Origin of the sequence: Paucibacter aquatile (assembly GCF_002885975.1) — a bacterium.
GTDB classification, from domain to species: Bacteria; Pseudomonadota; Gammaproteobacteria; order Burkholderiales; family Burkholderiaceae_C; genus Paucibacter_A; species Paucibacter_A aquatilis.
In genome coordinates, this window is record NZ_POSP01000001.1 from 414,254 (window position 1) to 436,476 (window position 22,223).

A 22,223-nucleotide genomic window follows, 5' to 3' on the forward strand; every position below is an offset into this window, starting at 1 on the left:
AGACGAACCCCAGAAGGTTCTCGTGCCTTCGACGTTCTCACGTGACGCAAGTCACGGAAAGGGGGGAAGCACTAGGAGTGAAGTGCCTGTCCTGAAAACGCGGGATGCGGGATCACCGGATTGCGAGCGGTCGATATTTGTGCCATGTCGAGCGCGGCGTTATGAGTTCAGTGAAAGTCGCGGCTGCCCACGTCCTTGCCCAGGCGGCCCAGCAGCGGGGTCAGGTCTTGCACGCGGCGGGCGATCAGATTGCGCACGCCGTTCTCGTACTGCCACTGGCCCTGTACCGCCAGCAGCCGGGCCACCAGGATGGTGCGGCGGAAGGCGGCGTAGACATCCGGCCAGACGATCACCTGCACGCTGCCGCTCTCGTCTTCCAGGCTGATGAAGAGCACGCCCTTGGCCGTCTGCGGGCGCTGGCGCACGGTGACCAGGCCGCAGGCCTGGGCCGACTGGCCGCTGCGCCAGGCGCGCAGCTCCTGCGCATTGCGGTAGCCCAGGCGTGCCAGCCGGGGCCGCAGCAGGGCCAGCGGATGGCTGCGCAGGCTCAGGCCCAGGGCGGCGTAGTCCCAGACCACCTCTTCGCCCTCGGCGGCCGCCGGCAGGTCCAGCTCCTCCTCGGCGGCATAGGCCTGGCGCAAGAGCGGCGGCTGGGCGCGCAGGGCCGAGGCCTGCCAGACCTGCTGGCGGCGGTGGCCGGCCAGGCTTTGCAAGGCATCGGCCGCGGCCAGCTGCTGCAGCTCCTGCTGGTCCAGGCTGGCGCGCAGGGCCAGGTCTTGCGTGTCCACAAACCGCCCCTCAGCGGCTCGCGCGGCCTCGATGCGCAGGGCCGCCGCCCGGCTCAGACCGTGTACCAGATGCAGGCCCAGGCGCACGGCCGGCTGCACGCCGTCGTCCAGGCGCTCGGCGGGCTCGGGCGCCTCGGGATGCTCCAGGCTGCTCAGCCAGCCGCCGTGGTTGACATCGCTGGGCCGCACCTCGATGCGGTGGCGGCGGGCGTCCTGCACCAGCTGGCTGGGGGTGTAGAAACCCAGCGGCTGCGAGTTCAGCAGGGCGCAGAGAAAGGCCGCCGGTTCATGGCGCTTGATCCAGCAGGACACATACGTCAGCAGGGCGAAGCTGGCCGCATGCGACTCGGGGAAGCCGTAGGAGGCAAAGCCCTTGATCTGGCGGAAGATGGCCTCGGCAAACGCGTCCTCGTAGCCGCGTTCGCGCATGCCGCTGAGGATCTTCTCGTGGAAGCGGGCCAGGTCACCGGGCCGCTTCCAGGCGGCCATGGCGCGGCGCAGCTGGTCGGCCTCGCCGGGGCTGAAGCCGGCGGCGATCATGGCCACCTGCATCACCTGCTCCTGGAAGATGGGGATGCCGCAGGTGCGCTCAAGCGCGGCGCGCAGATCGTCTTTCGGATACTTGATTTGCCCGGGCGGCAGGGCGCGGTTCTGCAAATAGGGGTGGACCATGCCGCCTTCGATGGGCCCGGGCCGCACGATGGCCACCTCGATCACCAGGTCGTAAAAGCAGCGCGGCCGCAGGCGCGGCAGCATGGACATCTGCGCGCGTGATTCGATCTGGAACACCCCCACCGTGTCGGCGCGGCAGATCATGTCGTAGGTGGGCTTGTCGTCGGCCGGCACATCGCTCATGCCGAAGGGCTGGGCAGCCGGGTAGCCGCGCAAGCGGCTGATCAGGGCGAAGCTGCGCTGCAGGGCGCTGAGCATGCCAAGGGCCAGCACATCGACCTTCATCAGGCCCAGGGCGTCGATGTCGTCCTTGTCCCACTCGATCACGGTGCGCTCGGTCATGGCCGCGTTCTCGATCGGCACCAGGCGCGAGAGCGGGCCGGCCGTCAGCACAAAGCCGCCCGGGTGTTGGCTCAGGTGGCGCGGCATGCCCATCAGCTGGCGGGTGAGCCGCACCAGCTGGCGGATCTGCAGGTCCTGAGGGTCGAAGCCCAGCTCCTGCTGCAGCTGGGCCAGGCGATCGTCGGGCAGGGATTCCTCGCTCCAGCCATGGTGGTCGCCGGCTAGCTTCTCGACCAGGGCCTCATCCAGCCCCAGGGCGCGGCCGACATCGCGGATGGCGCTGCGCGGCCGGTAGCTGATCACCACGGCGGTCAGCGCGGCGCGTTCGCGGCCGTATTTGCGGTAGAGGTACTGGATCACCTCCTCGCGCCGCTCGTGTTCGAAATCGACGTCGATGTCGGGCGGCTCGTTGCGCTCGCGGCTGATGAAGCGCTCGAACAGCAGGCTGCTGCGCGCCGGGTCCACTTCCGTGATGAAGAGGCAGTAACAGACCACGCTGTTGGCCGCCGAGCCGCGGCCCTGGCAGAGGATGTCCACGCTGCGCGCGAAGGCGACGACATCGGCCACGGTCAGGAAGTAATGCTCGTAGCCCAGCTCCTGGATCAGGGCCAGCTCATGCTCGATCTGCGCGCGCAGCTCGGGCTTGATGCCATGGGGCCAGCGGCGGGCCGCACCGGCCTCAGTCAAGGCGCGCAGATGGCTGCTCGGCGTGGCGCCTTCGGGCACGACTTCGGCCGGGTATTGGTAGCGGATCTCCTGGAGCGAGAACTGACATTGCGCCGCCACCCGCAAGGTCTCGGCCAGCAGGGCCGGCGGGTAGAGCTGGCCCAGGCGCAGGCGGCTGCGCAGATGGCGCTCGGCATTGGCCTGCAGCTGGTGGCCGCAGGCGGCGATGGGGCGGTTCAGCCGGGTGGCGGTCAGCACATCCTGCAAGGCCTTGCGCGAGCGCCGGTGCATGTGCACATCGCCGGCCGCCACCAGGGGCAGGGCCGTCTGCTCGGACAGCTGGCCCAGGCGCTGCAGCCAGAGCTCGTCGCCCAGCTCGCGCAGCAGCTCGACACCGATCCAGGCCTGGCCGGTGAAATGGCGCAGCAGCCAGCGCGCCGGGATCAGCAGCTCTTCGTCGCTGGCCTCGCGCGGCGGCAGCAGCAGGGCCAGGCAGTCGGCCAGCTCGCCGCGCTGGGCCGTCTCTTGCAGCCGCGCCCAGCTCAGGCGGTAGCTGCCCTTGGTGGCGCTGCGGCGCAGGCCGGTGATGAACTGGCAGAGGTTGCCGTAGCCCTCGAGATGGCGCGCCAGCAGCACCAGCTTGAACCTCACTGGGTCGGGGGTGGTCTCGGGCGGCCCGGGCGGCGCCTGCGCCAGCCGGCGCACGCTGAACTCGGCGCCGATCAGCAGCTTCAGCTCGGGCTCCCCGGTGACCGGGTCGCGCGGCAGGGCCTGGGCCGCCACATGGGCGCGCACCACGCCGGCCAGCGAGCATTCGTCGGTCAGGGCCAGGGCGGCATAACCCTGCTCATGCGCGCGCTCCACCAGCTCGCCCGGCGTGGAGGCGCCGCGCAGAAAGGAGTAGTTGCTGAGCGCATGCAGCTCGGCATAGGCGGGCAGCAGGCTTGATTTTTTCATGCGAACAGCCCGTGCAGAAACCAGCCTTCTTCTTCGCTGCTCAGGCGCTGCTGGAAGATCCACAGCAGGCCGGCCTGCGGGCTGCTGGCCAGGAAGTAATCGCGCTGCTGGTGCAGCGAGCTCTGGCCGTCGGCCGCCGGTTGCCACCAACCGCCCTCGATGCGCTGCGGCCCGGCCAGCAGTTGCAGCGCTGCGCCGCCGTAGACCGGCTGGTCCTGGCGCAGGCTCAGTCGCAGCGGCGGCGCCAGCAGCCAGGTCGGCTGTGGGCAGAGCGGCAGGGCCTCTGGCGCAGCGGCTGAGGCCGCCGTGTGGGGTGGGCTTTCGTTCCATGCCACCCAGCGCTGCATCTGTTCCAGCCGGTGGTCCTGCTGCAGCTGGCCGCAGCGCACAGCCTGTGCGCCGAGGCGGATGCTCAGGCGCATCAGCAGCTGCTCCAGCGGTTCCTTGGCCTGCTCGGGCCCGGCCGGCAGCAGGCTGGCGCTGCGCTCTTCCAGGGCCCGCACTTCGCCGGCCTGCAGGCTCAGCTCGGCCACCGGCGCGGCCAGCTCCAGGCGCAGCAGGTGCTCGTGCAGCAGGCGCGAGAGCTGGCCGAAATCGCGCGTCAGCGCGGCGCTGTGCACGAGCAGCCGGCCGCCCGGGCCGATGTCGCGCGCCCGCATGGCGTCATGGGCCCAGGCCAGCTCGAAGGCCTCGATGCCGGCGTGGCGCGCCGCCAGCCAGGCGCAGAGCTGGCGCAGCAGCTCCTGGGCGTGCTGCAGCAAGGCCAGGGCGTTGTCCAGGCGCTGCGGCAGCTCCAGCTTGGCTTGGAACTGCTCGGGCGCAGTGATCCAGGCATGGGCTTGGGGTGCCTGGCCATAGGCCTGGTCCAGGGCGCGAAGAAGCCCCGGGCCGAAACGCCGGCTCAGGGCGGCCCGCGGCAGGCGGCGCACATCGCCCAGCGTGCGGCAGCCCAGGCGCGCCAGCATGGGCGATTGCGCCTGCGCGGCGCTGAGGGTGAACAGCGGCAGCGGGTCCAGCAGGCTGGCCAGGGGGGCGGACAGGCCATCGGCCCGCACGCAGGCCTCACCCGGTGCCCCCGCCGCCCCCGGCTGCGCCAGCGCCCCGCGCGCCAGCGCCAGGGCCGCCAACGCGGTGGGCGCCCAGGCCAGGGCGGCCAGGCTCAGGCCGGCGTCGCCGATCCGCGCCGCCACCCGCTGGTGCAAGGCCTCGGGCCCGCCAAACAGGCGCAGGCTGGCGGCCACCTCCAGCACCACGGCCTCCTCCAGCGCCGCCACCCTTGGCGAGAACTGCAGCGCCCACCAGGCCAGGGCTGGGGCTGCGGCTTCGTGCCGGGGGTGGCTCGGGGCAGTGGCCTCATCCGGCGGCGCGGGCGGGCTGAGCAGGGCGAGCCAGTGCATGAGGCGAGGGCGCCGCGGGGCGCGGCGCTTGCAGAACCGGGGGCGTGTTGGGTGCCAGGCTCGGGCGTCCGAGGCCGCGCGCCAGCATGGTGGCCGTCAGCACCCGCTCCAGGCCCGAGGGCAGGGCGGGCAGCTGCAGCAGGCCTTCGAAAGCCGGGCCGCGCCGTTTCAGGATGCGCAGCTGCAGATCGGCCAGCTCCTGCTGCGGCTTGCGCGCGCCCAGGGCCAGGTCCAGATGCAGGCGCAGCGGCGCGGCCGAGGACTGCGCCGCCGCCGCCTCGGGCCGGAACAGGAACAGCGGCGCGTCCAGGCCCAGGGCCTGGGTCTGTAGGCGGCGCAGTTGCTCGGGCCGCAGTTTCGGCAACCAGAGCAGCAGGGCGGCGGCGGCATTCGATTTGATCGCCTGCTCGGCCGCCCAGAGCTGCTGCTGCGGGGTCTCTGGCGCCAGCCAGATCAGCTGTTGTGGCGCCAGGCCGGCGGCTTGCAAACCCGGCAGATGCGGAATCAGCGGAGGGTTGATCAGCAGCAGCGGCCGCTGTTGTTGCGCGCGCGGGGCGCTGGGCTTGCGCGCCCGGCCTCGGCCACGCGAGGCGGGGGCTGCTGCCTGCGGCTCGGCCAGCAGCCCGCGCAGCGCCGGCAGCAGCAAACGCCACTCCAGATGCAGGCCCGGCGGGCAGAGGAGTTCACTGAGGCTGTGCGTGGGCCAGCCGCCGCCGGGCAGTTCGGCGTCCAGGGCGGCAAAGCCGCTGCTCAGGCAGGGGCTGCTGCTGGCGCCCAGGCTGCTGGCCCGCCAGACCTGCTGCTCCAGCAAGCGAGCCTCGCGCTCGGCCAGCCGCGCCGGCGCTGCTGACGGCAGGGCCGGCATCGACGCGGGTGGAGCGTTGACGAGAGGGGTGAACATGGCAAAAAGGGCGGGCGGGTGCTGTGCATGAGCGGCCGAAGGCCGGTGAGCCGGAGAACCAGGGGATGGGGCCGAAATCCAGAAGCAAGGCCGGTTCCGGCCTCGGTGTCGTGATCCAGAACGCTGGTGAGAACTGTATTTTTATACAGTATACGGTCGCCGGTCCAGCGCGCCAAGCCTGCAAGCGTGATGCATGCCCGGCGCTTGAAAACAGGGGGCGCGCGTGGGCGAGCGCGCCCGACCGCAGGGCCCTTGGGTGGGCGCTGCGGGCGGCGGAGGCTCGGGAGGTGCGAGCGGTGGGGAGGCGAGAAGGTGGGAGCGCGCTTGGGGCCGGCTCAGTCCCGCTCCACCTGCGGTTTGGGCCGCTGAGCCACGGTGATGGCGATGTCCAGTTGTTGACCGGCGCGTTGCACGGTGACCTGGGTGCCGGTTTTGGGCTTGAGGGCGGAGACGGCGGCGAGCAACTGGGCCGGGGTGGCGACCGGGGTGTCGCCGACGCGGGTCAGCACATCGCCGGGTTTGAGGCCGGCCTTCGCGGCCGGGGCGTCGGCGACCACGCCGCTGATCAGCACGCCTTGCTTGACGGTGACCTTGAAGGCCTCGGCGAATTCGGGCGTCAGCTCGCGGGTCTGCACGCCGATCCAGCCGCGGGCGACCTGGCCATCGCGGATCAGCGACTCCATCACCTGGCGCGCGGTGCTGACCGGAATGGCGAAGCCGATGCCCAGGCTGCCGCCGCTGCGCGAGAAGATGGCGGTGTTGATGCCGACTAGGTTTCCTTCGGCGTCGACCAGGGCGCCGCCCGAGTTGCCGGGGTTGATGGCGGCATCGGTCTGAATGAAATTCTCGAAGGTGTTGATGCCCAGCTGGTTGCGACCCAGGGCGCTGACGATGCCTGAAGTGACCGTCTGGCCGACATTGAAGGGGTTGCCGATGGCCAGCACCACATCACCCACTTCCAGGCTCTCGGCATGGCCGAGCTGGATCACGGGCAGGCGCTCGAGTGCGATCTTGAGCACGGCGACATCGGTCTCCGGGTCGCTGCCGACCAGGGTGGCGCGGGCCTGGCGGCCGTCGCTGAGCATGACCTCGATGTCCGAGGCGCCTTCGATCACATGGTTGTTGGTGAGCAGATAGCCGTCGGCCGAGACGATCACGCCCGAGCCCAGGCCGGTCTGCGGCCGCTCAGACGGCTGACCCCGGCCGCGTGGGCCGAAATGGAAGCGGAACCAGGGGTCGTTGCTGTCGGCCGTGCGGCTGGGCGCCTTGCTGGCGGTGATGCTGACCACGGCCGGCGCGGCGCGGCGTGCGGCCAGGGCATAGCCGCTGCGTGCCGGGGCGGAGGCGCCGCTGGCTGCCGGCGCGGCCGGGCTGGGTTCGGCGATCTTGAACAGGGGCAGGCTGGCGGCCGGGCCACCGGCGCTGCCCGCGAGGCCGCGGCCTTGCAGCCATTGCGGTTTCAGGGTGCTGACCACGAAGAGCAGGGCCAGCACCACCGTGGTGGCCTGAGCGAAAATCAACCAAAGTCTGCGCACTACAACAACTCCTCTTCCGAACCCGAGCGGCCCACCGATGACTTCACGACACAGCCTGGAACGACATCTCCATATGGAGCTCAATGTCGACCGTTTCAAGGATTATGGGCCGAACGGTTTGCAGGTGGAGGGGCGGGCCGAGGTGCGCCATCTGGTCTGCGGCGTGACGGCCAGCCTGGCCTTGATCGAGGCGGCGATTGCCGCCGGGGCCGATGCCATCCTGGTCCACCACGGCCTGTTCTGGCGCGGCCAGGACGGCCGCGTCACTGGTTGGATGAAGCAGCGCCTGGCGCGCCTGCTGGCTGCCGATGTCAGCCTGCTGGCCTACCACCTGCCGCTGGACGCCCATGCCGAACTCGGCAACAACGCCCAGCTCGGCCGCGTGCTGGGCTGGCAGGCCGACGGCCGCTTCGGCGAGCAGGACCTGGGCTTCATCGGTGCGGCTGCGCAGCCTTTGAGCTTGCAGGCCCTGGGCGAGCAGATCGAGCAAGGCCTGGGCCGTGCGCCGGTGCTGGCGCCCGGTGATGGGCGGGTGCTGAAGCGCATTGCCTGGTGCACCGGTGGGGCTCAGGGTTATTTTGAACAGGCGATTGCGGCCGGCGCCGATGTGTTCGTCACCGGCGAGATTTCCGAGCCGCAAGCCCATCTGGCCGCCGAGACCGGCGTGGCCTTCATCGCCGCCGGCCACCATGCCACCGAGCGCTACGGCGTGCAGGCTCTGGGGCAGCATCTGGCCCAGCAGTTCGGCCTGAGCCAGCAGTTCATCGATCTGCCCAATCCGGCATGAGCACGCTCACGTCAAGCCCGCGGCCCTTGCTGCTCAGCATGGGCGATGTCTGCGGCATCGGCCCCGAGGTGGCGGTGGCGGCCTGGGCGGCCGATCTGGATCTCAGTGGTCGCAGCGATCTCTGCCTGGTCGGCGATGTGGCCGTGCTGCGTCGGGCCCTGGGCTTCATGGGTCTGCAGGCGCCGGTGCTGCAGCTGGAATGTTTGCAGGACTTTGCCCAGCGCCCGCCCCATGCCCTGCCGGTGTGGCAACCCCCGGGCCTGGCGGTGGGTTTGGTCGATGAGGCGCTGGGCCAGATCTCGGCGCGCGCTGGTGTGGCGGCGGCCCTGTGCATCGAGGCTTCGGTGGCCGCCCTCCTGGCTGGGCAGGCTCAGTGCCTGGTGACAGCGCCCATCCACAAAGAGGCCTTGCATGCGGCCGGCGTGGATTTCCCGGGGCATACCGAGCTGCTGCAGGCGCGCTCGGTGCCGGCCGGCGCGGCCTTGCCGCCGGTGCGCATGATGCTGGCCAATGAGGAGCTGCGCACGGTGCTGGTCACCATCCATTGCTCGCTGCGCCAGGCCATCGAGCAGATCAGCGCCGCGCGGGTGCTGGAGACGCTGCGCATCACCCACCAGGCGCTGCAGCGCATGGGCATCGCCCGGCCGCGCATCGCGGTGGCGGGCTTGAATCCGCATGCGGGCGAGGGTGGGCTGTTTGGCGATGAGGAGATCCTGCACATCGCGCCGGCCATCCAGCAGGCCCGGGCCGAGGGCCTGGACGCCAGCGGTCCTTACGCGCCCGACACGGTCTTCATGCGCGCCCGCCATGCGGCTGGCCACCCGGGCGAGTTCGATGTGGTGGTGGCCATGACGCACGACCATGGCCTGATTCCAGTGAAGTACCTGGGCGTGGAGCAGGGCGTCAACGTGACCCTGGGTCTGCCCTTTGTGCGCACCAGCCCCGATCACGGCACGGCTTTCGATCTGGCCGGCAGCGGCCGGGCCGATCCGGCCAGCATGGCGGCGGCGATTCGCATGGCGCGGCGCTTGATGCAGCCGCCAGTGGCGACCTGAAAGGGCGCCCTGAGGTTTTCAGCTCTTGCTGCCGATGGCGGCCAGCTGCTTGCGGGCGCGCGAGATCGCGCGCTCCATCAGGTAGGCGTGCTCAAAGGCGCGCAGACGGCCTGATTCGCACAGACGCTTGAGCATGCGTGCGGTCATGGTGACCGTTTCCTGGTGCTTGGCACCCTGGGTGAAGATGAAGAAGCTGCGGCCGGCGCTGATATGGGCCAGGCGGACCTTGTGCCAGCTGTCGCCGGTGTGCATGCGGTAGGCGAAACCGAGCTGCAGGTGGTCGATCAGCAGCTCGCCCTCGCTGGGCTCAGGCGCTTCGGTGGCGGCGGGCAGGCCGTCGATGCTGATGTCGACGGCCTGCAGCGGCGCTTGTGGCTCGTCGTCGCCGAGCACGATGTCGACCGTGCCGTCCCAATCGACCCCGCTTTCGCGCACCAGACCCAGGCTCTGGGCTTCCTGCGGGCTCAGGCGGCTGCCCATGTCCAGGTCTTGCGGCACGGTGACCGGTGCATCGGCGGGCAGGTCGCGCTCTTCCGGCGGCGCACAGCCGAACACGCCGTCCAGCTGCTTGATCAGCAGATTGGTTTCCAGCGCGCTGGGTGCCACGCCCTTGAGGGATTCGGCATGGGCCGGCAGCAGGGCGCCGAAGAAGACCTTGCGGGCGGGCTCGGGCCAGGCGATCAGGTCCAGGCCTTCGCCGAGGGTGCGCATCAGGGCGGGCAGCTGGCTCAGAAAGGCCTGGCGCTGGGCCGTGCCGCCCTTGGGCTGCACGCTCATCACCAGCTCGCGGCCGAGCTGGCGGAAGCGCAGGGTGCGCTCGGGCGTGCCCTTGGGGTCGCGCGAGGACAGCACGATGGCCTGACTCCAGACCTGGGCCAGGAAATCGCGCAGGAAATCCTGCATGGGCACGGGGGCCAGCGCGGTTTGCAGCTGCTGGGTGTAGCGCTGCTGCAGGCGCAGGTCGATTTCCTTGCGGTCCAGCAGCTCGGCCATATCGCCGACGGCGCTGCCTTCGCTGGCGCTCTTCAGTGTGCCGGCGATCTGCTCCTGGATGAAACGCTCCAGGGCATCGAGCTTGCTTTCGTAGACCTCCATGCGGTCGAAGTCGCCGCTGGCGACCTCCTGCACGAGATCGCGCACATGGGCCAGGAAATCGCTGCCGGGCGCTTCGCTGAAGTCATCGAAGGCGCAGGCCAGCGAGGCCATGCGATTGACAAAGCGGCGCACCGGATGCCGGCGCGAGGAGAAAAAGCTCGGGTCGCCCAGGGCCGCGCGCAGCACCGGCAGCTGCAGCCGGGCCAGCAGGCGCGCCATTTGCGGAGGCACCTTGGGGTCCGACAAGACCTGGTCGAACAGGCTGCTGACCACATCGATGACCATGTGATCCAGGCGCCCGGTGGCCGCCTGACGCAGCTCGTCGCGGTGGATCTGAATCAGATTGGGGGGCTGCACGCCTTGCCAGGCGGAGCCGCCGAAGTCTTCGGCCCAGTCGCCCGGCGCGGCGCCGAGTGCCGCGGGGCCCAGGGCTGCGCTGCCCGCATGGCCGCCGACCGCGCCCGACGGCAGGCCGCCGCTCATGCCGCTCATGCCGCCGAAGCCGGAAACACCGGCCGGTGCCGGCGCCTGGGCGAGGCGGCGCAGCAGGTCCATCAGCTGGCCGTCGACCACGCCCATACCGCCGGCGTTGGCGCTGCCGTAACGGCTGTGGCCGCCGGCCATGCCTGCGCCACCATAACTGCTGCCGCTGTAACTGTTGCCAAACTCGCTGCGAGCACTGCGCGGGCCGTTGTGGCTGAACTGCGCCTGCCCACCCGGGCCGGAATCGAGCTCGCCGTGCACCGAGGCGCCACCGGCCAGGCCCTGCGCGCGGGTGCTGGCGTTGGGGGATTCGTTGCCGCGCACGCGCAGGTCTTGCGGGCGCAGGCCGCGGTGGCGGAACAGTTCCGCGATGTCGGCATAGCAGGCGCGCATCTCCTGTGTCATCGCCCGCGTCATTTCATCGACCAGGATCTGTCGGCTTTCGCTATCCTCGGTCACGGCGTGGACGGCGGCCAGCAGGGCGCGTGCGACCAACTCGGGCCGCAGGGGGTTGCGATCGCCATTGCGCAGGCTGGCCACATAGGACTCGACCTCGCGCAGCTCCCACTCGCTCTGGTGGCCGATGGCCAGGCCGATGCGGTCGCTGACCACCAGGGCGTCGACCGCGTCATCGTCCATCAGGGACAGCTCGGTCCAGTCCTTCTTGGCGGCGGTGGTGGCTTCGGCCTTGGGGGCCTGTTCCTGGCTCAGCTGCTGGCGCAGCTCCTGAGTGAAGCGTTGGCTGAACAGGCCCTGCTGGCGGCGAAACACCAATTGGGTGGCCAGCAGCAGATCACGCCGCTTGGCTTGGCCGGCCGAGAGCGCCGCCAGACCCATGCCCTCGGCGCAGCGCTCCGAGGCCTGCTCGGCGGCTGTGCGAATGCGCTGGAGGGCAGCCTCCAGATGGGGGTTGAGTCCGAGGTCGGGCGAATTCATGAAGAGGGTGGGGGTGGAGCTGTCGTGAGCGTGCCACAAATCTGGGGTCAGTATCGCGTCAATACAAGGCCATCTCCAGCCAGATGTGCGGGCCTCGGCGCCTGAGCTTGCCAAATAGCTAACGCCCGGTGCCTGCGAAACTTTTGCTTACAGGCGGTCCGGGCGTTACGGGGCGGGGTGGCGCCGGTTTCAGCGGCGCCACAGGCGGGTGATCAGCGCTTCAGCGAGTCGCGGATCTCGCGCAGCAGCACGATGTCTTCCGGCGTCACCGGAGCCTCGGCCGGGGCGGGCGCCGGGGTGTCGGCGCGCTTGAGGCGGTTGATCTGCTTGATCATCAGGAAAATGATGAAGGCCAGGATGACGAAGTTCAGCAGCACGGTCAGGAAGCTGCCGTAGGCGAACAGAGGCACGCCGGCCTTGGTCAGGGCTTCGTAGGTCTGCGCGCCCTTGAAATCGGCCGGGATGCTGCCCAGCACCACAAAATAATTGGAGAAGTCCAGGCCGCCGACCACCTTGCCGACGATGGGCATGATCAGATCCTTGACCACCGAATCGACGATCTTGCCGAAGGCGCCGCCGATGATGACGCCGACCGCCAGGTCAACGACATTGCCCTTGACCGCAAACTCCCTGAATTCCGAGAAAAAACTCATCGATCTCTCCGTGGGCGGCCAGAGGCCGCGCTTTCCTTGTTGATGGATAAAAAACCATGCGAGCGCCCATGGGGCGCGCAACGGCCATGATTGTCGACGGCGATGGCCCCGCACAGCGGTAAAACGCTGATACTGTGGCGCGGAAAACAGTTTCGGATGCGGTTGCCGATACTGAGAGCTGATAGCGTCCGTTAGAATCCCGGGTTGCCCCCGATCAGAAGTCTCGTTTGAGGATCCTCATGAGTGACCAGCAAGTGGACCACGGCAAGCGCACCTGGCTCATCGCCACAAGTTGCGCCGGTGCCGTTGGCGGCGTAGCCACCGCCGTACCTTTCGTCAGTACTTTCACACCGTCCGAGCGTGCCAAGGCCGCCGGTGCCGCCGTGGAAGCCGATATCAGCGGCCTCAAGCCGGGTGAGAAGATGACCGTCGAATGGCGCGGCAAGCCCGTGTGGATCGTCCGTCGTACGCCCGAGCAGTTGGAAGCCCTGAAGGGTATTGACGGCCAACTGGCCGATCCGAACTCGGACCGCAAGGCCTACCCGACGCCCGAGTACGCCAAGAATACCCATCGCTCGATCAAACCCGAGTTCTTCGTCGGCGTGGGCATCTGCTCGCACCTGGGCTGCTCGCCCAGCGACAAGTTCCAGGCCGGTCCTCAGCCCTCGCTGCCGGATGATTGGCACGGCGGCTTCCTGTGCCCCTGCCATGGCTCGACCTTCGACCTGGCTGGCCGTGTGTTCAAGAACAAGCCGGCGCCCGACAACCTTGAGGTGCCCCCTCACATGTACCTGTCCGACGCCAAGATCCTGATTGGCGAAGACAAGAAGGCTTGATGCTCCGGCATCAAGTCGCACAAGGCTAAAGGACAGAGGTCAACATGGCTGCTGAATTCAAAGAAGCTCCCGCCGGCGCTGGCGCTGGCGAAAAACTGCTGACGTGGGTGGACAACCGCTTCCCGGCTAGCAAGCTCTACAAAGAGCATCTCTCGGAGTACTACGCTCCGAAAAACTTCAACTGGTGGTACATCTTCGGGTCGCTGGCCCTGGTGGTGCTGGTGATCCAGATCGTCACCGGCATCTTCCTGGTGATGCACTACAAGCCCGACGCCAATCTGGCGTTCGCCTCGGTCGAGTACATCATGCGCGATGTGCCCTGGGGTTGGCTGATCCGCTACATGCACTCCACCGGCGCTTCGGCGTTCTTTGTGGTGGTGTACCTGCACATGTTCCGTGGCCTGATGTACGGTTCTTACCGCAAGCCGCGCGAGTTGGTCTGGATCTTCGGTTGCGGCATCTTCCTGTGCCTGATGGCTGAAGCCTTCATGGGTTACCTGCTGCCCTGGGGTCAGATGTCCTACTGGGGCGCCCAGGTGATCGTGAACCTGTTCGCGGCCGTGCCCTTCGTCGGTCCGGATCTGGCCCTGTTGATCCGCGGTGACTTCGTGGTGGGCGACGCGACCCTGAACCGCTTCTTCAGCTTCCACGTCATTGCCGTGCCGCTGGTGCTGCTGGGTCTGGTGGTGGCGCACATCATTGCGCTGCACGAGGTGGGTTCCAACAACCCCGACGGTGTTGAAATCAAAGGCCCGAAGGCGCCCAAGGATGCCCAAGGGCACCCTCTGGACGGCGTGCCTTTCCACCCGTACTACACGGTGCATGACATCTTCGGCCTGAGCCTGTTCCTGATTGCGTTCACCAGCGTTGTGTTCTTCGCGCCGGAGTTGGGTGGTTACTTCCTGGAGTACAACAACTTCATCCCGGCTGACCCGCTGAAGACGCCAGCGCACATCGCCCCGGTCTGGTACTTCACGCCTTTCTACTCCATGCTGCGCGCCACGACCGACACCATGGTCAATGTGCTGGTGGGCATCATCGGGCTGGGTGCATTGCTGGCGGTCATCAAGGGCAGCTTCAGCGGCAAGGCCAAGATGGCGGTGCTGGTGCTCGCCGTGGTGGCCTGCTTCCTGCTCAAAGTCTTCGACGCCAAGTTCTGGGGCGTGGTGGTGATGGGCGGTGCCGTGGTGATTCTGTTCTTCCTGCCTTGGCTGGACCACAGCCCCGTCAAGTCGATCCGTTATCGCCCTGACTGGCACAAGTATGTCTATGCCGTGTTCGTGGTGTTCTTCCTGGTGCTGGGCTATTTGGGTATCCAGCCGCCGACCGACCTCGGCACGCTGGTTTCGCAAGTGGGCACGCTCTTCTACTTTGGCTTCTTCCTGCTGATGCCCTGGTGGAGCAAGCTGGGCACGCCCAAGGCTGTGCCTGACCGTGTGACCTTCCACGCCCACTGAACAAGCACCGGAGTCCAAAGAATGAAGAAACTCATCGCTACGCTGCTGACCGCCCTGTCTTTGGGTATGGGGCTGGTCTCCGGCGCCCATGCTGCCGGCGGCGGCATCGAGTGGGACAAGTTCCCCAAGGAAAAGATGACCGACATGGCGGCGCTGCAAAACGGTGCCAAGCTGTTCGTCAACTACTGCCTGAACTGCCACGCTGCAGCCTTCAATCGCTACAACCGTCTGCGTGACCTTGGCCTGACCGAAGCGCAGATCAAGAGCAATCTGCTGTTTGCGGGCGACAAGGTGGGCGAGACCATGAAGGTGTCGCTGGACCCCAAGCAAGCCAAGGACTGGTTCGGCGCGACGCCGCCGGATCTGACCGTGATCGCACGTTCGCGTGCTGATGGCTCCAAGGGTTCGGGTGCAGATTATCTGTACACCTATCTGCGCACTTACTACCGCGACGACACCAAGGCCACGGGCTGGAACAACCTGGCCTTCCCCAGCGTGGCCATGCCGCATGTGCTGTGGGAACTGCAAGGCCAACGCGGCGCCAAGTTCGCTGAAGAAGCCGATCCGCATGACGCCAGCAAGACAGTCCATGTCTTCAAGGGCTTCGAGCAACTGACCCCCGGTACCCTGGACGCTCGCGCGTACGACAGCGCCGTGGGCGATTTGGTCGCCTATCTCCAATGGATGGGCGAGCCGGCCCAGGCCCAGCGCTTCCGCCTGGGTGTTTTGGTGCTCTTGTTCCTGTCGGTGTTCACGGTGTTCGCATGGCGCCTGAATGCCTCGTACTGGAAAGACGTGAAGTAACGTCTTCCGTCCCGGTCCTGGCGGCTGCGAGAGCGGCGGCCGGGTCCAACACGCAGTGGGTGGCTCGTCCGGAGCGCCCGCTGCGTTTGTCTTTTGTGCGGCTCACTGCAAGACCCGATGTGACCCGCAGCCTTTTCACCTGACCTCTCGGAGCCTGCCGCCATGATGGTGCTTTATTCTGGAACCACCTGCCCCTACTCGCATCGCTGCCGCTTCGTGCTGTTCGAAAAGGGCATGGACTTCGAGATCCGTGATGTGGACTTGTTCGCCAAGCCCGAAGACATCGCCTTGATGAACCCGTACAACGAAGTGCCCATCCTGGTCGAACGTGACCTGATCCTGTACGAATCGCACATCATCAACGAGTACATCGACGAGCGCTTCCCGCACCCGCAGCTGATGCCCGGTGACCCGGTCGCCCGTGCCCGCGTGCGCCTGTTCCTGCTGAATTTCGAGAAGGAACTGTTCGCTCACGTGAACGTGCTGGAAGGCCGCGGCCAGGCCGTCAAGGCGACCGACAAGCAGCTGGAAAAGGCCCGCGCGCAAATCCGCGACCGCCTGACTCAGCTCGCCCCGATCTTCCTGAAGAACAAATACATGCTGGGCGACGATTTCTCGATGCTCGACGTGGCCATCGCACCGCTGCTGTGGCGCCTGGACTACTACGGCATCGACATGTCGAAGAATGCCCTGCCGCTGCTGAAGTACGCCGAGCGCATCTTCTCGCGCCCGGCCTACATCGAAGCGCTGACGCCTTCTGAAAAGGTGATGCGCAAGTAAGCGCCGACCGCAGCGTAGCGAGCACAAGAGTTCGACATGGATCAAAGCCCCGACAAGGGCGGACCGGGCAGCAGCTCGACCCGTCCCTACCTGATTCGCGCCCTGCACGACTGGTGCACTGACAACGGCTTCACGCCCTACATCGCGGTCCATGTCGACCGCCTCGTGCAGGTGCCAATGGAGTACGTCAGCAACAACGAGATCGTGCTCAACGTTGGCTTTGACGCCACCAGCGGTCTGGACCTCGGCAACGAGTTCATCCAGTTCAAGGCCCGCTTCGGCGGCACCGCACGCGAGATCATGGTTCCGGTCGATCATGTGGTGGCCATTTACGCCCGTGAGAACGGGCAGGGCATGGCCTTTCCTGCGCCTGAGCTTGCCGACACCACGGCGCCCGCTGCCGGTGCTGTGGCTGCGTCTCCGTCGGTCGCGGAGGCGCCGAAGCCCGCGCGTGGCTTGCGCCTGGCTTCTGTGCCTTCGGCTGCTCCCGAGGCGACGGACGAGTCACCTGCGACCGAATCGCCGCTTGAATCGCCTGCCGCGGCGCCTGAACCTGCCGCTGCAGCCCCGGCGCTGACTTCGGTGCCGGCCTCGCCTGCTCCGGCCGCCGATGCGGCACCGGGCGATGGCTCGGAGCCTGACGGCCCGGGGCCGGGTGCCGGTCGTCCCGCACTCAAGCGGATCAAGTGAAGGACAAGACCGATCGGGTCTGACTTCACGTTCTTGAATCCTTCGGGCTTGGGGCGTCAAAACTCCGGCTATACTGAAGGGCTAGTGCCGGCTTAGCTCAGTTGGTAGAGCAACCGCCTTGTAAGCGGTAGGTCATCAGTTCGAATCCGATAGCCGGCACCAGACGCACAAACGAAAAAACGAGTCTTCGAGAGAAGGCTCGTTTTTTTTCGTCCCTGCCGTCCGTGGCTGGTTGGAACCGGCTCGGCGCCGAAGCGGCGTCTCGGGCCTCAGCCCTGCTGCTCGACCTTGATGCGCACCTTGTGCGGCTGAATGCCTTGCTCGGCCAGCAATTCTTCCAGCCGTGGTTGCAGCTGGCGCAGCTTGGCGGCCACGGCGGCGTTGGCAGCGATCAGGCTCCAGCCTTCTTCGTCCACCGGGCCGGGTTTGATGAAGCGGCTCAGCGCGCCAGGCAGGGCGGGGGCGACCACGGCCATGCGGCGTTTCGACTCATGCAGCAAACGCCCGAGGCGGGCCAGGGCGTCATGGCCGGCCAGGGCCTGCGAGATCGGCAGCGGGTCGGGCACCGCGCATGGGCTGGGGCTGCCGGGGGGGCGGATTCGGAACGGTGCGCGCATGGCGGCAGTGTAAGGCGCAGTGCCGGGTGACGCCCCCGCAAGCCGGGGCTTGCCCGGGGGGCGCAGCCCCAGGTTTGTCAAATGGCGAATGCTAAACTGACGGGCTTTTGCGCCTGGAGCACCGTGGATTTTGCGTAGGGCCGCGCTTGCAAGTGCGGCAGCACGCCCCATATGGACCGGGCGCATTCAGAAACAACACAAGAAGACCCGTCTCACACAGAAGGCCCAGTCTCGCGGCGCGAATTTCACGATGCACGCCGGCAGCGACAGCCGTCACCAGGAGCTTGCCCCGGCGGGCTCCCGTTCCACGACCGAACAAACCATCACGCTGCATGTTGCCCAAGCTTCTCACCCAGATTTTCGGTAGCCGCAATGAGCGCTTGCTCAAGGGCTATCGCCGCGTCGTCCAGCAGATCAATGCGCTGGAACCCAAGTTCGAAGCCCTCGATGACGAAGCTCTGCGGGCCAAGACCGCCGAGTTCAAGGCACGCGTGGCCCAGGGCGAATCGCTCGATGCCCTGCTGCCCGAGGCCTTTGCCGTTGTGCGCGAAGGCAGCAAGCGCGCGCTCAAGATGCGCCACTTCGATGTGCAGCTGATCGGCGGCATGGTGCTGCATGCCGGCAAGGTCGCTGAAATGCGCACCGGTGAAGGCAAGACCCTGATGGGCACGCTGCCGGTCTACCTGAATGCACTGACCGGCAAGGGCGTGCATCTGGTGACGGTCAACGACTACCTGGCCAAGCGTGACGCCGAGTGGATGGCCCAGCTCTACAACTTCCTCGGCTTGAGCGTGGGCATCAACCTGCCCAATATGCCGCGCGAGCAGAAGCAGGCCGCCTACGCCGCCGATGTGACCTACGGCACCAACAACGAGTACGGCTTCGACTACCTGCGCGACAACATGGTCCACGACGTGGCCGACCGCGTGCAGCGCCCGCTGGCCTACGCCATCGTCGACGAGGTGGACTCCATCCTGATCGACGAAGCGCGCACCCCGCTGATCATCTCGGGCCAGGCCGACGACCAGACCGATGTGTACCTGGCCATCAACCAGGTGGCACCGCGCCTGAAGAAGCAGATTGGCGAACTGGACCCGCGCACCGGCGAGGGCGTGATCGAGCCGGGTGACTTCACCGTCGACGAGAAGTCGCACCAGATCTACCTGACCGAAGACGGCCACGACAACGCCGAGCGCCTGCTCGCCGAAGCCGGCCTCCTGCCCGAGGGCGCCAGCCTTTACGACGCGGCCAATATCTCGCTGATGCATCATCTGTATGCAGCGCTGCGTGCCCACCACATCTACCACCGCGACCAGCATTACGTGGTGCAGAACGGTGAAGTCACCATCGTCGACGAGTTCACCGGTCGCCTGATGACCGGCCGCCGCTGGAGCGATGGCCTGCACCAGGCCGTGGAGGCCAAGGAAGGCGTGGCGGTGCAGAGCGAGAACCAGACCCTGGCCTCGATCACCTTCCAGAACTACTTCCGCATGTACGGCAAGCTGGGCGGCATGACCGGCACGGCCGACACCGAAGCCTACGAGTTCCAGGAAATCTACGGCCTGGAAACCGTGGTGATCCCGCCCAACCGCCCGACCCAGCGTCGCGACGAGCTGGACCTGGTCTACAAGACCAACAAGGAAAAGTTCGAAGCCGTGGTGCGCGACATCCGCGACTGCCACGAGCGTGGCCAGCCCGTGCTGGTGGGCACCACCTCGATCGAGAACTCCGAGCTGATCTCGGCTCTGCTGAACAAGGAAAAGCTGCCGCATCAGGTGCTGAACGCCAAGCAGCATGCCAAGGAAGCCGAGATCGTGGCCCAGGCCGGCCGCCCCGGCGTGATCACCATCGCCACCAATATGGCCGGTCGCGGCACCGACATCGTGCTGGGCGGCAATGTCGAAAACCAGGTCAAGGTCATCGAGGCCGACGCCTCGCTGCCCGATTCGGTCAAGGCCGAGCGCATCGCCAAGCTCAAGAGCGAGTGGGCTGGCTTGCATGAGGCCGTCAAGGCCCAAGGCGGCCTGCGCATCATCGCCACCGAGCGTCACGAAAGCCGCCGCATCGACAACCAACTGCGTGGCCGTTCGGGCCGTCAGGGCGACCCGGGCAGCTCGCGCTTCTACCTGTCGCTGGACGACCAGCTGATGCGCATCTTCGCGGGCGACCGCGTGCGCGCCATCATGGACCGCCTGAAGATGCCCGAGGGCGAGGCCATCGAGGCCGGCATCGTCACCCGCTCGATCGAAAGCGCGCAGCGCAAGGTCGAAGGCCGCAACTTCGACATTCGCAAGCAACTGCTCGAGTACGACGACGTCTCGAACGACCAGCGCAAGGTCATCTACCAGCAGCGCAACGACATCCTCGAAGCCGATAGCCTGGTCGAGCAGATCACCAATCTGCGCGCCAGCAGCCTGACCGATGTGGTGCGCACCTTCGTCCCGGCCGAGAGCCTGGAAGAGCAGTGGGATCTGGCCAGCCTGGAGCGCGTGCTGCGCGACGAGTGGCAGCTGGAGGTGCCGCTCAAGGCCCTGGTCGAGAAGAGCGACGCCATCACCGACGAAGAAATCGTCGAAGCCGTGGTCAAGGCCGGCGATGCCTCTTTCAACGACAAGATCGCCCGCGTCGGCATCGAGCAGCTGACGCCTTTCATGCGCATGGTGCTGCTGCAAAGCATTGACCAACACTGGCGCGAGCATCTGGCCTCGCTGGACTATCTGCGCCAGGGCATCCATCTGCGCGGCTATGCCCAGAAGAACCCCAAGCAGGAGTACAAGCGCGAAGCCTTCGAGCTGTTCTCGCAGCTGCTGGACGTGGTGAAGATGGAAGTCACCCGCACCCTGCTCAATGTGCGCATCCAGTCGCAGGAAGAGGCCGACCGCGCCGCCCAAGCCATGGAAGCGCGCGCCGACCAGGTCAGCAACGTCACCTACACCCATCCCAACGAGGATGGCTCGGTCTCGCAGGACCCGGCCGATGGCTTCGATGTGTCCAAGTACGGCCATGTCGGCCGCAACGACCCCTGCCCCTGCGGCAGCGGCAAGAAGTTCAAGGCCTGCCACGGCAAGCTGAGCTGATCGCCCGCGCGCCGCGGCGCGCTTGCGAGCCCAAAGACGCCCCGCCTGTCGGGGCGTTTTTCATGGGGGCCAGGCCTGCTGGCCCTAGGTTTACATCTCTAAAAGCCCTGACTTCCCGTGCTTTTCACACGAGCACGCGTGCCGAGCCCCTGCTCAGGGGGGCGACGTTATCGGGGGCTTCCCCTAGCATCTCCCCCTAGATTGAAGTGGTTTTCGATTGGACTGGTTTCACCGGTTCAGACCACGAAACTTTCGAACCGGAGGGTGATAGAGATGCGTACAAAACAAGCTGTCGTCGTGATGTCCCTGGCCACCGCCCTGATGGGCCTGGCTTCGCAAGTCCAAGCCGGCCCGGTCACTCAGCTGACTCTGGGGGCCGATGGCGCATTCTCGAACCCGAGCGTTGGCAACAAGAGCGGCCAGAACTTCGCCAACGTCTTCAGCGGCTTGCTGCTGAGCGCCGACACCCTGGTCAGCGGCAATCTCTTCACCAAGGCCAATATGGCCGTGGACGTGGAAGAGGTGTTCCTGCTCAAGCTCGATGGCAATGGCAAGGCCGACCCGGCCAGCCGCCTGTCCTTCACCCAGACCGTGGGCCGTGACTGGTCCAAGCCCGGCTACGGTGCCGAAGAGTGGACCCTGGCTCCTGTGAGCCTGAGCGCCGGCCAGTGGGAGCTGCATGTCAACGGCTACCTGGAAGGTGCCAAGCATGGCGCGGCTTTCAACGGCCAGCTCAAGACCGGCAGCAACAACGTGCCCGAGCCACAAAGCCTGGCCCTGAGCCTGGTGGCTCTGGCCGCCATGGCCGGCCTCAGCCGCCGCCGCCAGAAGGCCTGAGCCCGCCGCCGTTCACCGATCTGCCGAATGCACCGAATCGAAAGTCAATGACCATGTCGACCCTGTTCAAGAAGACCCTGACCGCCGCCACCTTGGCCCTGATCGCCGGCACCGCATCGGCCGCCAGCGTGGACCTGCTCTTCGTCAACAACTCCGGCGAGCTGGAGCTGGACACCTCCTACACCGACACCGCCGGCCGCCAGCTGGAATCCTTCGGTTATGCCACCGGGGCCCTGCAGTTCGAGAACCGCGCCGGTGCCAGCTTCTACGCCTTTTGCGTCGAACTGGCCCAGGACTACGCCAGCACCCGCCGCGGCTTCCAGACCTACTCGGAAGGCAGCTTCAGTGCCGGTGAAAACAAGCTGCTGCAAGGCCTGTTTGCCACCAGCTTCAGCAACTCGCTGAACGCCAGCCAGCAAGCCGCCTTCCAGACCGCGGTCTGGGAAATTACCCACGAAACCGCGGGCAACCCGCTCAATGTGGCCGCCGGCCAGGGTGCTTTCTTCGTGCAAGGCCTGGGCGGCGCCACCGTGGCCGAGCAGAACGCCTTTGTCGCCAGCGTCAACGGCTATCTGCAAGCCGCCGCCAGCTACAACGGCCCCGACCTTTACACCATCACCAAGCTCAGCAACGCCGACTACCAGGATCTGCTGACCGTCAGCGCCGTGCCCGAGCCGGGCAGCCTGGCCATGATCATGGCCGGTCTGGGTGTGATTGGCTTTACCGCACGCCGCCGTCGTCAAGCCTGATTGCTTTGAGTGACTGAGCGCTGCGAAGTGCGGCGCTGATCGGTCCCAACAGAACCAAAAAGGCCGGTCGATCAGACCGGCCTTTTTTCGTTCTGGTTCTCCAGCTGCT

At 67.0% G+C, this 22,223-nt stretch carries 17 protein-coding genes and 1 tRNA gene; 11 read left to right on the forward strand and 7 right to left on the reverse strand.

All coding sequences use genetic code 11. The features are described 5' to 3' along the window. Positions 1-167 precede the first annotated feature (167 nt). The 4 genes from C1O66_RS01875 to C1O66_RS01890 form a co-directional block, all read right to left on the reverse strand. On the reverse strand, positions 168-3,425 hold the full coding sequence (locus tag C1O66_RS01875) for an error-prone DNA polymerase (protein ID WP_102766290.1): 3,258 nt from the start codon (positions 3,423-3,425) through the stop codon (positions 168-170). After that, the gene (locus C1O66_RS24175; RefSeq protein WP_102766291.1) at positions 3,422-4,822 is read right to left on the reverse strand and encodes a Y-family DNA polymerase; all 1,401 of its coding nucleotides are present in this window, start codon (positions 4,820-4,822) and stop codon (positions 3,422-3,424) included. The genes C1O66_RS01875 and C1O66_RS24175 overlap by 4 nt, the downstream gene beginning before the upstream one ends. Continuing rightward, positions 4,779-5,723 carry a recombinase RecA gene (locus C1O66_RS01885; protein WP_133155069.1) on the reverse strand — a complete coding sequence of 315 codons (945 nt, stop codon included), beginning with the start codon at positions 5,721-5,723 and terminating at the stop codon, positions 4,779-4,781. The genes C1O66_RS24175 and C1O66_RS01885 overlap by 44 nt, the downstream gene beginning before the upstream one ends. A 335-nt stretch (positions 5,724-6,058) precedes the next feature. Next, on the reverse strand, positions 6,059-7,258 hold the full coding sequence (locus C1O66_RS01890) for a S1C family serine protease (RefSeq protein ID WP_102766293.1): 1,200 nt from the start codon (positions 7,256-7,258) through the stop codon (positions 6,059-6,061). A 37-nt stretch (positions 7,259-7,295) separates the two neighbouring features. Here C1O66_RS01890 and C1O66_RS01895 point away from each other — a divergent pair, with 37 nt between their 5' ends. Then, a complete protein-coding gene (locus tag C1O66_RS01895) occupies positions 7,296-8,045 on the forward strand; it encodes a Nif3-like dinuclear metal center hexameric protein (RefSeq protein WP_102766294.1) in 750 nt (249 codons plus the stop codon). Further along, positions 8,042-9,100 (forward strand): 4-hydroxythreonine-4-phosphate dehydrogenase PdxA, encoded by a 1,059-nt coding sequence (pdxA, locus tag C1O66_RS01900; RefSeq protein ID WP_102766295.1) that lies wholly within the window; start codon positions 8,042-8,044, stop codon positions 9,098-9,100. Before C1O66_RS01895 ends, pdxA begins: the two co-directional genes overlap by 4 nt. Positions 9,101-9,118: 18 nt before the next feature. Here pdxA and C1O66_RS01905 read toward each other — a convergent pair whose 3' ends face one another. Then, positions 9,119-11,614: a DUF1631 family protein gene (locus tag C1O66_RS01905; protein WP_133155070.1), complete on the reverse strand. Its 2,496-nt coding sequence runs from the start codon at positions 11,612-11,614 to the stop codon at positions 9,119-9,121. Between the two features lie 212 nt (positions 11,615-11,826). Then, complete coding sequence (gene mscL, locus C1O66_RS01910; RefSeq protein ID WP_102766297.1) at positions 11,827-12,267, reverse strand: large conductance mechanosensitive channel protein MscL; 441 nt, start codon at positions 12,265-12,267, stop codon at positions 11,827-11,829. Between the two features lie 239 nt (positions 12,268-12,506). Between mscL and petA the strand changes: the two genes are divergently transcribed. The 6 genes from petA (at position 12,507) to C1O66_RS01940 (ending at position 16,996) form a co-directional block, all read left to right on the forward strand. Further along, a complete protein-coding gene (gene petA / locus C1O66_RS01915) occupies positions 12,507-13,103 on the forward strand; it encodes a ubiquinol-cytochrome c reductase iron-sulfur subunit (protein ID WP_102766298.1) in 597 nt (198 codons plus the stop codon). A gap of 44 nt (positions 13,104-13,147) precedes the next feature. Then, entirely contained in the window at positions 13,148-14,560 is a 1,413-nt protein-coding gene (locus C1O66_RS01920; RefSeq protein WP_102766299.1) for a cytochrome b, read from the forward strand. Positions 14,561-14,581: 21 nt separating this feature from the next. Further along, the gene (locus tag C1O66_RS01925; RefSeq protein ID WP_102766300.1) at positions 14,582-15,364 is read left to right on the forward strand and encodes a cytochrome c1; all 783 of its coding nucleotides are present in this window, start codon (positions 14,582-14,584) and stop codon (positions 15,362-15,364) included. A gap of 162 nt (positions 15,365-15,526) precedes the next feature. Continuing rightward, a complete protein-coding gene (locus C1O66_RS01930; protein ID WP_102766301.1) occupies positions 15,527-16,144 on the forward strand; it encodes a glutathione S-transferase N-terminal domain-containing protein in 618 nt (205 codons plus the stop codon). Between the two features lie 36 nt (positions 16,145-16,180). After that, the gene (locus tag C1O66_RS01935; protein ID WP_102766302.1) at positions 16,181-16,834 is read left to right on the forward strand and encodes a ClpXP protease specificity-enhancing factor; all 654 of its coding nucleotides are present in this window, start codon (positions 16,181-16,183) and stop codon (positions 16,832-16,834) included. An 86-nt stretch (positions 16,835-16,920) separates the two neighbouring features. Continuing rightward, positions 16,921-16,996 (forward strand) — tRNA-Thr (locus C1O66_RS01940). Between the two features lie 107 nt (positions 16,997-17,103). On the opposite strand, the gene C1O66_RS01945 is transcribed toward C1O66_RS01940, so the two are convergent. Then, on the reverse strand, positions 17,104-17,451 hold the full coding sequence (locus tag C1O66_RS01945; protein ID WP_223696641.1) for a hypothetical protein: 348 nt from the start codon (positions 17,449-17,451) through the stop codon (positions 17,104-17,106). A gap of 332 nt (positions 17,452-17,783) precedes the next feature. Between C1O66_RS01945 and secA the strand changes: the two genes are divergently transcribed. The 3 genes from secA (at position 17,784) to C1O66_RS24045 (ending at position 22,114) form a co-directional block, all read left to right on the forward strand. Beyond that, a complete protein-coding gene (secA, locus tag C1O66_RS01950; protein ID WP_102766304.1) occupies positions 17,784-20,528 on the forward strand; it encodes a preprotein translocase subunit SecA in 2,745 nt (914 codons plus the stop codon). Positions 20,529-20,801: 273 nt separating this feature from the next. Beyond that, complete coding sequence (locus tag C1O66_RS01955) at positions 20,802-21,365, forward strand: PEP-CTERM sorting domain-containing protein (protein ID WP_108724336.1); 564 nt, start codon at positions 20,802-20,804, stop codon at positions 21,363-21,365. A gap of 53 nt (positions 21,366-21,418) precedes the next feature. Next, entirely contained in the window at positions 21,419-22,114 is a 696-nt protein-coding gene (locus C1O66_RS24045; RefSeq protein WP_102766609.1) for a PEP-CTERM sorting domain-containing protein, read from the forward strand. Positions 22,115-22,223 lie beyond the last annotated feature (109 nt).

Excerpts from the sequence above, each read along its gene's own strand:
- C1O66_RS01875 (WP_102766290.1), bottom strand. The coding sequence starts at position 3,425 with ATGAAAAAATCAAGCCTGCTGCCCGCCTATGCCGAGCTGCATGCGCTC.
- C1O66_RS24175 (WP_102766291.1), bottom strand. The coding sequence starts at position 4,822 with ATGCACTGGCTCGCCCTGCTCAGCCCGCCCGCGCCGCCGGATGAGGCC.
- C1O66_RS01885 (WP_133155069.1), bottom strand. The coding sequence starts at position 5,723 with ATGTTCACCCCTCTCGTCAACGCTCCACCCGCGTCGATGCCGGCCCTG.
- C1O66_RS01895 (WP_102766294.1), top strand. The coding sequence starts at position 7,296 with ATGACTTCACGACACAGCCTGGAACGACATCTCCATATGGAGCTCAAT.
- pdxA (WP_102766295.1), top strand. The coding sequence starts at position 8,042 with ATGAGCACGCTCACGTCAAGCCCGCGGCCCTTGCTGCTCAGCATGGGC.
- C1O66_RS01905 (WP_133155070.1), bottom strand. The coding sequence starts at position 11,614 with ATGAATTCGCCCGACCTCGGACTCAACCCCCATCTGGAGGCTGCCCTC.
- mscL (WP_102766297.1), bottom strand. The coding sequence starts at position 12,267 with ATGAGTTTTTTCTCGGAATTCAGGGAGTTTGCGGTCAAGGGCAATGTC.
- petA (WP_102766298.1), top strand. The coding sequence starts at position 12,507 with ATGAGTGACCAGCAAGTGGACCACGGCAAGCGCACCTGGCTCATCGCC.
- C1O66_RS01920 (WP_102766299.1), top strand. The coding sequence starts at position 13,148 with ATGGCTGCTGAATTCAAAGAAGCTCCCGCCGGCGCTGGCGCTGGCGAA.
- C1O66_RS01925 (WP_102766300.1), top strand. The coding sequence starts at position 14,582 with ATGAAGAAACTCATCGCTACGCTGCTGACCGCCCTGTCTTTGGGTATG.
- C1O66_RS01930 (WP_102766301.1), top strand. The coding sequence starts at position 15,527 with ATGATGGTGCTTTATTCTGGAACCACCTGCCCCTACTCGCATCGCTGC.
- C1O66_RS01935 (WP_102766302.1), top strand. The coding sequence starts at position 16,181 with ATGGATCAAAGCCCCGACAAGGGCGGACCGGGCAGCAGCTCGACCCGT.
- C1O66_RS01945 (WP_223696641.1), bottom strand. The coding sequence starts at position 17,451 with ATGCGCGCACCGTTCCGAATCCGCCCCCCCGGCAGCCCCAGCCCATGC.
- secA (WP_102766304.1), top strand. The coding sequence starts at position 17,784 with ATGTTGCCCAAGCTTCTCACCCAGATTTTCGGTAGCCGCAATGAGCGC.
- C1O66_RS01955 (WP_108724336.1), top strand. The coding sequence starts at position 20,802 with ATGCGTACAAAACAAGCTGTCGTCGTGATGTCCCTGGCCACCGCCCTG.
- C1O66_RS24045 (WP_102766609.1), top strand. The coding sequence starts at position 21,419 with ATGTCGACCCTGTTCAAGAAGACCCTGACCGCCGCCACCTTGGCCCTG.